The organism is Pseudoalteromonas sp. B131b (assembly GCF_037162545.1).
Classification (GTDB): Bacteria; Pseudomonadota; Gammaproteobacteria; order Enterobacterales; family Alteromonadaceae; genus Pseudoalteromonas; species Pseudoalteromonas fuliginea.
In genome coordinates this window covers 3,056,884-3,068,900 of sequence record NZ_JARLUZ010000001.1, presented here as the reverse complement: position 1 = coordinate 3,068,900, position 12,017 = coordinate 3,056,884, and the positions used below count along the sequence as shown (strand labels likewise).

Sequence of the window (12,017 nt, the reverse complement as noted above, 5' to 3'; positions counted from 1 at the left end):
AATGACCCGCGACAGGGGGAACCAAAAATGATAAGAAGATCGCTTTTTGTTAAAAATAAAATCGCTATAGGTTTAGCAGTCGCTAGCCTTGGTTTATCAACAGCTAATGTACAAGCTGCAACATTTGAAGCCGGAGGGTTTGATATTACCTTCGATTCAACCTTTTCATATGGGCAAAGTGTCCGTGTAGAAGACCGAGACTTTAGCTTAATTGGTAAAAGTAATAACCCCGCGTTTAACTGGGCAGGTTACAATCCTGCGTTAAGTAATACCGTTTATTCATCTCAAGATGTGTGGGCTCAACCAGGCTCTTACTCAAATAATGGTGACGCGGGTAATTTGAATTTCGATAGTGGTGATTCATTTTCTAAATTATTAAAAGGTACACACGACCTTTCAATAAATAAAGACAACTACGGTTTGTTTACACGTTTTATGTATTTTTATGATTTTGCCTTAATGGATGGCAATCATGCATATGCTAATCCTACATCAGGTCAAGGTGTTGACCCATGTGACGATAAAGATACTAAAGCACAAAGCTGCGCCGACATTCGTTTATTAGATGCGTTTGTTTGGGCTGATTTTGATTTAAATGACGGTAACAACCCATTATCAGTGCGTTTAGGTCAGCAAGTTGTTAACTGGGGCGAAAGTACGCTTATATCTCATGGTATTAATGTAAACCCTGTAGATATAGATCGTTTAAAAGCACCTGGTGCTGAGCTTAAAGAGGCATTCATTCCGGTGGGCATGTTATGGGCTTCATTGGGTATAACAGACAATATTACGCTTGAAGGTTTTTATCAGTATCAATGGCAAGAAACGCGTTTGCCTGCAGCAGGTACGTACTTTTCTACTAATGACTTTGCGGCAGAAAATGGTTATCAGCAAAATGTTCAGTTAGGTTTTACATCTAACCCTGATATTGATGTTGCATTTTTAACTGATAGTCTAAACAACCTAACATCTGACTTTGCTTTAGCGGCAGCTGCACAGGGGATTGATCCATCTAGTGCTGAAGGCAGTGCTTTACTTGCTCAAATGTACCTTGCTTACCCCACTAAAGTTGCACTTAAAGGTAAAGGCGGTAACGGTAAAACAGAACCTGAAGATGGCGGCCAATACGGTTTACGTTTAGGTGTATTTTTGCCTGAATTTAATGATACTGAAATTGCACTGTATCATGTGAATTATCATAGTCGTCGTCCGCTTATATCTGGTCGTGTATCAAACTTTACTCAAGCAGCTATTGCACAAGATTTAGCAATGATTATGACAACAGAAATTACGTCTGATAATGTTGCTGATTTAACTGCTTTCTCTAAAGCGGAAAACGATTACCCTGAAGATATCAAATTATACGGTTTAAGTTTTAATACCACGATAGGCGAAACAGCCTTTGCCGGTGAATTTGCTTTTCGTCAAGATGAACCACTGCAAATTGATGACGTAGAATTACTCTACACAGCAATGCCTGAACAGTTAGCTGTTGCGGGTATTCGTCCTGATTTTGCGGGTATTTCGCAAATGAGTTTTGGTGATGCTATAAGCTCAGTTGGCCCAGGTGAAGTTGCCCAAGGTTATATTGAACGTGATACATCACAGATTCAGTTCACTGCGACCCATTTATTTGGCCCTTCGTTAGGTGCTGATAGCTGGGCTGTTGTTGGTGAAGTGGGCGCTGTAAAAATTCACAATATGCCTGAATACGATGAAATGCGCTTAAATGTATCTGGCACTGGCCGAAGTGGAACAATTACGGGTCCAGGTACTACCGATTATTCAACGCTACAGCTTGGTTTATCAAATGGTGCTGAAGAAAAGTCTTTTGCAACCGCTTCTTCTTGGGGTTACCGCTTAATTGCTAAAGGTGATTATTTTAATCTCTACAATGGTATTAACTTTTCACCACGTTTTGTTTTCTCTCATGACGTAAATGGTAATACACCAGATCCTATGTTCTTGTTTATTGAAGACCGTAAATCTTTAGGTGCTACCATGAACTTTAATTACCAAAATGCATGGTCACTTGATGTGAGCTATAACTCCTTTTGGGGCGGCGGTGGTGTTAATACATTCTCAGACCGCGATTACGTTTCTTTCAATTTAAAATATTCTATTTAGGGGTAACATTACTATGATTAAAAAACCTACCCTCATTGCTACTGCTTTTTGTAGCTTGTTTGCAAGCAGCGCGGCATTAGCCAAATTAAGTGCTGATGAAGTTGCTCACTTAGGCCAAGATTTAACGCCAATGGGTGCAGAAAAATCAGCCAATGCTGATGGTTCTATTCCTGCATGGAATAACGGGATTACATCTGCGCCAGCAGGTTATGAACCTGGTATGCATCATCTTGACCCGTTTTCAACAGATAAAGTGCTTTTCACTATTGATAAAAGTAATATTGAAAAATACAAAGCAAATTTAAGCCCCGGGCAAATTGCTTTATTTGAAGCGTATCCAGACACGTTCAAAATGCCAGTATACGAAACACGTCGTTCTGCTTCGTATCCTCAATTTGTTTATGATGCAACGAAAAAGTTTGCAGCAACGGCAGAGCTAGTTGAAGGTGGTAACGGGATTAAAAATACTGCAATTGGTATCCCTTTCCCTATCCCTAAAACTGGTTTAGAGGCAATTTGGAATCACTTATTGCGCTATCGTGGCCAATCTATTGAGCGTTTTGGTGGACAAGCTGCACCAACCGCATCAGGTTCTTACAATTATGTTGGCTTTGATGAGCAATTATTAGTTAAATATTCAGACCCAAGCGCAACACCAGCTGAGCTACAAGACTCAAACATTTTGTTTAAGTTTAAACAAAAAGTAACAGAGCCTGCTCGTTTAGCGGGTACAGCGTTATTAGTTCATGAAACGATGGACCAAATATTAACACCACGCCAAGCTTGGACGTATAACTCAGGTCAACGACGTGTTCGTCGCGCACCTAACGTGGCATATGATGCACCAGGTACTGCAGCGGATAGCTTACGTACTACCGATGACTTTGATATGTTTAATGGCTCGCCTAATCGTTACAATTGGACTTTAAAAGGTAAGCAAGAATTATATGTCCCGTATAATAGCTATAAGCTACATAGTGACAAACTTGAATATGATGACATTTTAAAACCAGGTCATATTAATCCAGAACATACGCGTTACGAAAAGCACCGTGTATGGGTTGTTGAAGCTAACTTGAAAGATGATACACGCCATATTTATAAAAAACGTGTATTTTACATTGATGAAGATAGCTGGCAGGTACAGGTCACTGATATTTATGATAACCGCGACCAACTTTATCGTGTAGCAATGGCTTATGGCCTTAACTATTACGAAGTACCTACACAGTGGAGTACGCTTGAGGTTTACCATGATTTGAACTCTCGTCGTTATTTAGCAATTGGTTTAGATAACCAAGAAAAAATGTACGATTTTTCACAGTCATTTAATGATAACGAATTTACTTCAAGCGCTTTACGTCGCGCAGGTAGATAGTATTAAACTAGGCACTTAACAATATGTTAAGTGCCTTTTCCTTTCTCATCGCGTTTGTCTTACAGCGCGCAACGCACTCCCTAGTAAAAAGACAAACAACTCTCTCGTACAAGGCGATTAAAATTTATGAAGTATTTGGTATATGCCAGCCTGATAATAAGCGGTGCGAGTGTTGCACAAGAAGCCCCTAACAATGCAATCAGTGCAACAAATGCAGCTAAAACCTTACTCACCGATATAACTAACACGGGTAATGGCTTAATTGCTGTTGGTAAACACGGTACTGTTATTAAAAGTACATCGGGTGATTCATGGCAACAAGCTGAGCTAGTTCCAACTCAAGTGCTCTTAACTGCCGTTGATTTTAGTAACGAAAATAATGGATGGGCGTGTGGCCACGATGCAACAATTATTAATACCACTGATGGTGGTCTTAATTGGCAATTACAACAAGTAAAACCTGAATTAGATAAACCGTGTTTAGATATTTTATTTGAAAACGATTTACAAGGCTTTGCCGTTGGCGCATATGGTATGTTTTACCACACCACAGATGGTGGAAAGCATTGGCAAAAACGCTTTTTAGATTCGCTACTTTTTAGTGATGATCGTGATTACTTAAACGATTTAAAAGAAAATGATCCTGAAGGTTATGAGGCTGAAACAGCTTCAATTTTACCGCATTTTAATCGTATAGAAAAAACGACTAACGGATTAATAATCGTTGGTGAAATGGGGTTAATGGCCAGAAGTTCTGACAATGGTGTTACTTGGGAACGTTTAGAAGAAATTTACCCTGGTTCCTTTTTTGCGTTTAATTCAGATGAACAACAAGAAGTTGTTGCAGGTCTACGCGGTAACGTATTTACGAAACAACGAGGGGAGCAAGAGTGGCAGCATTTAGAAAATGTAAAAGCTGCAACCGTTAACAGCATCATTAATTATAACAATGAACAATGGTTAATGCTGGCCAACAGTGGAGTTATTTTTCAGTTACAAGATGGGTTACTTACTCACGAGCAACTCGCTGATGGTAAAGCAATACTTGATGGTGTGATTATAAATAATAACCTAATCATGGCTACAGAAGATGGCATTAAAGTGAAGGAGTTGACCCCTTAATGCATAAGATTTTAGATTTAATAGAAAAAGCGATTTTTAGACATCGCTTAATCATGCTTATAAGCTTTGCACTCATAACGTGCTTACTTGTATTTAAAGCAACGCAAATTCAACTTGATGCATCGTTTAATAAAAATATCCCGTTAAACCACGATTATATGAAAGTGTATACCAAGCATGAAAAGCAGTTTGGTGGTGCAAACAGTATTCTTATTTCAGTCTGTGACGACAGTGGTAATATATTTAATCCAGAATTTTTTACTCAGCTAAAAGCGGTTCATGATCAGCTTTATTTTATACCTGGAGTAAACCGTCCATTAGTAAATTCTATATTCTCCCCAGCGCTCGTTTTGTTGAAGTAGTCGAAGATGGCTTTGCAGGTGGTCCAATTATTCCGGCAAACTTTAAAGCAGATACGCGTGGTTTAGGTGTAGTAAAGGAAAACATTGAAAAAGCAAAAGTTGTAGGGCGTATGATTGCCAGCGATTATTCGTGCGCGATGGTAACGGCTCAACTTTTAGAAACAGATCCTCAAACACAACAAAAATTAGACACATTAGCTTTTGCACAAAAGCTAGAAAGTGATTTAAGAGAGCCTTTAAGTACAGACAAAGTAAGTATTCATATTATTGGCTTTGCAAAAATGGCTGGTGATATAGCTGAAGGCGCAAAAGGGGTAGTCGTATTTTTTGCCATTGCTATCGCCTTTACCTTTATTATGGTTTGGCTGTTTTGTGGTAGTTTAAAGTTAACGATCTTACCTATTGCGTGTTCCATCATTGCTGTTATTTGGCAGCTAGGTTTACTTTCGAGTTTAGGCTTTGGCCTTGATCCTATGTCTATTTTGGTGCCATTTTTAGTCTTCGCTATTGGCGTAAGTCATGGTGTGCAGATGATCAATGCAATAGGCAAAAAAGTAGGTGAAGGGAAAAGTACTAGGATTTGCTGTCAATCAAGTTTTAGAACGTTACTTATTCCAGGTGGTATTGCACTTTTATCAGACACTGTTGGCTTTTTAACATTATTGACCATTGATATTGGTATTATCCGTGAGCTGGCAATAACAGCCAGTTTAGGTGTTGCGGTTATTATATTTACTAATTTAATTTTATTGCCTGTTTGGGCTTCTTACATGAAATTTGAAGGCAGTGTGCATATTCAATCAGGTGATGCGGATAAACCAAATCTGCTTGATGCGATTCGTGACATACTCGTTAAAGCAACCGATCCTAAAGTTGCTAAAATGATTATAGGCTTTACTTTGGTGTTATTTGCTTTGGGCTATTGGCAAGCAGATAAAATGCGCATAGGTGATTTACATGCCGGAGCACCTTCCCTTCATCAAGATGCTCGCTATAATCAAGATACTTTCTTAATATCAGATAAATATACAATTTCATCTGACATTTTAAAGGTCATTGTTGAGGCCTATCCTGCAGCGTGTACTGAACATGATGTTATGGAGCGTATTAGTCGCTTTCAATATAAAGTTGAAAATGTAGCCGGCGTGCAATCAGTTGTTAGTTTGAGTTCCGTTGCGCAGTCAGTGAATGCAGGCTATAACGAAGGTAATCTTAAGTGGCAAAGTCTTCCACGAAATTCTGCTAGTTTAGTGCAATCCACTTCAAGAGTAGAAACGAGTACGGGTTTACTCAATGGTGATTGCTCTGTTATGCCTGTTATTATCTTTTTAGATGACCACAAAGCACAAACGATTGACCGCGTAATTGAAAACGTTAAACAATTTTCAATAGAAGAAGGCACTGATAAATTAGCCTTTAAATTAGCATCTGGGCCAGTTGGGGTAATGGCTGCAACAAATGAGTCAGTATCTGAAGCACAAATACCAATGATGATATACGTTTATGGTGCAGTAATTATTTTATGTTTACTAAGTTTCAGAAGCCTAAAAGCAACAATAGCCGTGGTATTACCACTTTATATTGTATCAACACTTGCACAAGCACTTATGGTTCAACTAGAAATAGGCTTAACGGTTTCTACATTGCCGGTGATTGCTTTAGGAGTCGGTATTGGTGTTGATTATGGCATTTATATCCTGTCATCAATGATGGGGCAGCTTAAACAAAACGTGCCACTGAGTGTTGCTTATCGCAATGCATTGGTTGAACGTGGTAGTGCCGTGTTATTTACGGGTATTACGCTTGCAATTGGTGTTAGCACATGGATTTTCTCTGATTTGAAATTTCAAGTAGACATGGGAATACTACTTACCTTCATGTTTTTAGTAAATATGTTAGGTGCAGTACTGTTATTACCTGCGATTGGAAGCTTACTCTGGACTGACCAGAAGAAATAAAGTGAATAATTTTGCTCCTTAATGGCCAGTAATGGCCATTTATATCTATAATTTGTGAATAGATGACCAAATAGCTGAAAAGCTTAAAATGTTTTCATCGAAAAGGCTGTTTATTAGCTGTAAAAGGGTTAGAATTTAACTGACTCCACGCTAATAAATGGCTGTACAAATATTCTGCCACTAGGCAGTAATAGATTAAGGAACATACAATGACACGAAATGAAGGCCAAGCCTCGGTTATCCTAGATAATGTTTGTAAGCTGATCCAAAAAAAGTTCACGCTGATAATGTGTTACTCGTTGAAAAATTCGCCAAAGCCTTGTACAGCAACATGTCTAAAGAGGATTTGGCTAATCGTAACGATAGTGACTTATATGGCGCTGCACTAAGCCTTTGGAATTCGCTAGAAAAGAATACAACTGATAATGCTGTTATCCGCGTTTTCAATCCCGAAGTGGCTAAAGATGGCTGGCAGTCATCGCATACAATTGTTGAAATTATTGCTAAAGATATGCCTTTTTTAGTAGATTCAGTGCGTATGGCCATGACTCGTGAAAATATCGCCTCTCACTTATTACTTCATAGCCCACTTAAAATTCAACGTGACAAAAACACGAAAATATCGGGTTTATCTAATTTAAAAGCAGAGCAAGAATCGACGTCGACTAAAACGGTTTTCTTTATTGAAATTGATCGCCAAACAGATTCTTCTGTAATTGAGTCTTTCAAAAAAGAATTAGAATCAGTACTCGTTGATGTATCCGTTGCAGTTGAAGATTGGCAGCCTATTCGTAAAAAATTAATTGCGGTCACCAAAGAGCTACCTAAGCGTCGCCACAATAAAAATGAAAACGAAGTTGCCGAAACGGTAGAGTTTTTAGATTGGTTAGTTAAAGATAATTTCACACTAATGGGCTATCGCGAATATGAATTAAGCCCTGTGCAAGGTGATTACCAATTAAAAGGTAAAATGGACACTAGCCTTGGCTTGATGAAAAATTCAACTGAAGAACACACACGATTATTATCAGAATTACCAGAAGTAGCACGCCAAGAAGCGCGTAGCAGTAATTTATTAATTTTAACAAAAACCAATTCACTTTCTCGTGTACATCGCCCCGCTTATATTGACTATGTTGGTATAAAGCGTTTTGACGATGAAGGGAATGTAATTGGCGAAGACCGTTTTATTGGGTTGTTTTCTTCAAGTTTTTATAATAATAGCGCCGCGGATGTCCCTGTATTAAAGAGTAAGATTAACCGCATCATGGAGATATGTGACTTTGCTAAAGGCACGCATGCTTACAAAGCGGTTTTAAATATTTTAGAAACCTATCCCCGCGACGAGCTAGTTCAAGCGCGTGAAAACGAACTACTTGAAGTTGCCATGGGGGTTTTACAAGTACAAGAGCGTGACATGTGTCGCTTATTCGTTCGTAAAGATGCTTACGGCCGATTTTTCTCATGTATGGTTTATGTTCCTCGAGAACGTTACAACACAGCGCTTCGTCGTGAAACGCAAGATATTTTAGGCAACGCATTTAATTCTGACAACAAAGTCGAATTTACTACTTACTTTTCTGAGTCAACACTGGCGCGTACCCATTACACTGTTCGTGTGACCGATAACAATATTGAATATAACGTGAAAGACATCGAAAATAATTTAATAGAAGCTGCGCGTACTTGGGAAGACAAGTTGCAGTCTGCGCTTTTAGAATCAGCTGGTGAAGCACGCGGTAACGATTTAAACCGTAAATACTGTAATGCGTTTGCACGTTCATATAAGGATGAAGTGCTTCCCAGTGCCGCAGTTGTAGATATTGAAAAACTAGAATTATTGACCGACGAAAATAAACTAGAAATGTTGTTTTATCGTCCACAAGAAGAAGCTAATAGCAATATTGTACGATTAAGCTTATTCCATAAAGATGAGCCAATTCATTTATCTGATGTTATGCCAATGCTTGAAAACTTTGGTCTACGTGTTGTTGGCGAAACGCCATATTCAGTTAAAACCAGTGATGGTCGTATTAATTGGATCATGGATTTTTCTATGCTAATAGACAGCAAAGGAATGGCTGACTTTGATAAAATTTCAGCACGTTTTCGCGCTGCATTAACAAATGTTTGGGGCAACCGTCTAGAAAACGATGGTTTTAACCGTTTAGTTTTAATGGGTGGCCTAGCAGGTCGTGAAGCTTCTATTTTACGTGCTTATGCTAAATATATGCGTCAAATTGGTGTTACGTTCTCGCAAACGTATATTGAAAGTACTTTTGCTAATTACCCAAATATTGCTGCGCAAATAGTTAATTTGTTCGCTAAAAAGTTCTCAATTAAAGCCCCGGCTAGTGCTAAAACACTTGAGAAATTAATAGCACAAATTTACCTAGAACTTGAAAATGTTGCCAACCTTGATGATGACCGAATTATACGTTTATACGTTGATATGATTGTTGCAACGCTTCGTACTAATTATTATCAAAAAGATGCACAAGGTCAGTTTAAATCTTATGTCTCATTTAAGATTCAACCTAGTCTAATTCCTGATGTACCATTGCCACTTCCTGCATTTGAGATTTTTGTTTACTCCCCACGTGTTGAAGGCGTGCATTTACGTTATGGTAAGGTGGCTCGTGGTGGACTTCGTTGGTCTGATCGTCGTGAAGATTTCCGTACAGAAGTCCTTGGTCTGGTAAAAGCGCAACAAGTTAAAAATACAGTAATTGTACCTGTTGGCTCTAAAGGTGGTTTTGTATGTAAACAGCTACCGACTGAACGCGAAGCGTTTATAAAAGAAGGCCAAGAATGTTATAAAATATTTATTCGCGGCTTATTAGATATTACAGATAACATTGAACGTGGTGAAATAGTGCCAGCTCGAGATGTTGTTCGTCATGACGAAGATGATGCTTACTTAGTAGTTGCGGCTGATAAAGGGACAGCCACCTTCTCAGACATTGCAAATGGTATTGCGAATGAATATAACTTCTGGCTAGGTGATGCGTTTGCTTCAGGTGGTTCTGTTGGTTATGACCACAAGAAAATGGGTATCACTGCTAAAGGTGCATGGGAATCAGTTAAGCGTCATTTCCGTGAAATGGATATCGATTGTCAAACTACCGACTTTACAGTGGTCGCCATAGGCGATATGGCAGGGGATGTGTTTGGTAATGGTATGTTGTTGTCTAAACATATTCGTTTACAAGTTGCATTTAATCATATGCACATTTTTATTGATCCTAACCCAGATGCAGCGACATCTTACCCAGAGCGCGAACGTCTATTTAATATGCCGCGCTCATCTTGGGAAGATTATAACAAAGACCTTATTTCTGCAGGTGGAGGTATTTTTTCTCGCGCGGCTAAATCAATAACATTAAGCCCTGAAATGAAAAAAATGCTTGGCACTAAAAAAGCAAGTATGACACCAAACGAATTAATGAAAGCATCATTAATGATGAACTTCGATTTACTGTGGAATGGCGGTATCGGAACGTACATTAAAAACTCTAAAGAAACTGATGCAGATGTTGGAGATCGTGCAAACGATGCACTTCGCATTAATGGTAATGAGTTGGGTGCAAAAATTATAGGTGAGGGCGGTAACTTAGGCGCAACTCAACTTGGCCGTATAGAGTTTGCAGCAAAAGGCGGGCGTGTCAACACTGACTTTATCGATAACGTAGGGGGTGTTGCGTGTTCTGATAACGAAGTTAACATTAAAATTTTACTTAATGGCTTAGTTGCGGAAGGTGATTTAACCCGTAAACAACGTGATGAGCTACTTTATTCAATGACTGATGAAGTCTCTGAATTAGTGCTTAAAGATTGTTATCGCCAAACGCATACGATTTCAATTACGCAATCGAAGGGCACGTCTACTCTTAAAGAAAAAATACGTTTTATTCATGCGCTTGAAAAAGACGGCAAGCTAAACCGTGCTATCGAGTTCATTCCTAGTGATGAAGAATTGGCAGAACGTGCAGCCGCAGGTAAAGACTTAACTCGCCCTGAGCTTTCAGTGCTCGTGTCTTACGCTAAAATGGTATTAAAAGAGTCTTTAGTAAGTGATGAAATTACTGAAAACCCATATTACCGCCAGCTGCTCGTTAAATCGTTTCCACGGCCATTACGTGAGAAGTTTAACGATGCGATGAACAACCATCCACTTCGTAAAGAAATTATTGCAACTAAACTTGCTAACAATATCGTTAATGATATGGGTTTAAACTTCATGGTACGTATGCATGAAGAAACTGGCGCAAGCGAAGCTGAAATAGCAATGTGTTATTCAATTGCCAGTGAAATTTTTGAAATGCGCGATACATGGTCTTCTATAAGCGCATTAGATAATAAGATTCCAGCAGCTGTACAAACTGAGATGCTTTACCAACTTCGTCGTACTGTGCGTCGAACTACACGTTGGTTCTTACGTCATCGTAATAAGGCGCAAACGATTGAGCAAGGAATTGAGTATTTTGCACCAACATTCAAAGATTTAAGTGAAAACTTAAATACTTATATCGTTGAGAAAGAAAATGATCGCATAGTACAAGAAGCTAATAAGCTAATTGAAAGTGGTGTACCGGAAGCTATCGCTAAGCGAATTGTGGCATTATCAAGTTTGTTCTCGGTAATGGACTTAGCGGAAATTGCGAATAGTTCGGGCCGAGGTATCTCAATGGTATCTAATACGTACTTTAAACTTGGTGCGCGAATGGGTCTGCATTGGTTTTTAGATCAAATTACCCATCAACCGGTTGCAAACCATTGGCAAGCGCTTGCTCGTTCTTCTTACCGTGAAGAGCTAGATTGGCAACAACGTACGTTAGCTGAAGTAGTATTAAATAGCTTTGAAGCTGATGAAAAAGATGTTGATAGTCAAATAGATGAATGGATGGATAACCAAGAGTTATTATTACTTCGTTGGAAACAGATGTTGGCTGAATTTAAAACTTCACAAAGTCATGATTTTGCTAAGTTCTCTGTAGCACTTCGTGAATTAATGTTATTGAGCCATAATTGTAATACTTCAGGAAAATAATTTAGCCTTTCATTTGTTTT

The 12,017-nt window shown here is 38.8% G+C and carries 3 protein-coding genes and 2 pseudogenes; all 5 read left to right on the top strand.

Going from position 1 to position 12,017, the window contains the following annotated elements:
* Positions 1-27: 27 nt before the first annotated feature.
* The 5 genes and pseudogenes from P4S65_RS14110 (at position 28) to P4S65_RS14090 (ending at position 11,997) form a co-directional block, all read left to right on the top strand.
* Complete coding sequence (locus tag P4S65_RS14110; RefSeq protein ID WP_096793199.1) at positions 28-2,127, top strand: DUF1302 domain-containing protein; 2,100 nt, start codon at positions 28-30, stop codon at positions 2,125-2,127.
* Positions 2,128-2,140: 13 nt separating this feature from the next.
* Positions 2,141-3,505 (top strand): DUF1329 domain-containing protein, encoded by a 1,365-nt coding sequence (locus P4S65_RS14105; RefSeq protein ID WP_007375728.1) that lies wholly within the window; start codon positions 2,141-2,143, stop codon positions 3,503-3,505.
* Between the two features lie 126 nt (positions 3,506-3,631).
* The gene (locus tag P4S65_RS14100; RefSeq protein ID WP_337120415.1) at positions 3,632-4,627 is read left to right on the top strand and encodes a WD40/YVTN/BNR-like repeat-containing protein; all 996 of its coding nucleotides are present in this window, start codon (positions 3,632-3,634) and stop codon (positions 4,625-4,627) included.
* A pseudogene (locus tag P4S65_RS14095) lies at positions 4,627-6,947 on the top strand (efflux RND transporter permease subunit). Before P4S65_RS14100 ends, P4S65_RS14095 begins: the two are co-directional and overlap by 1 nt.
* Before the next feature lie 209 nt (positions 6,948-7,156).
* Positions 7,157-11,997, top strand: a pseudogene (locus P4S65_RS14090) (NAD-glutamate dehydrogenase).
* Positions 11,998-12,017 lie beyond the last annotated feature (20 nt).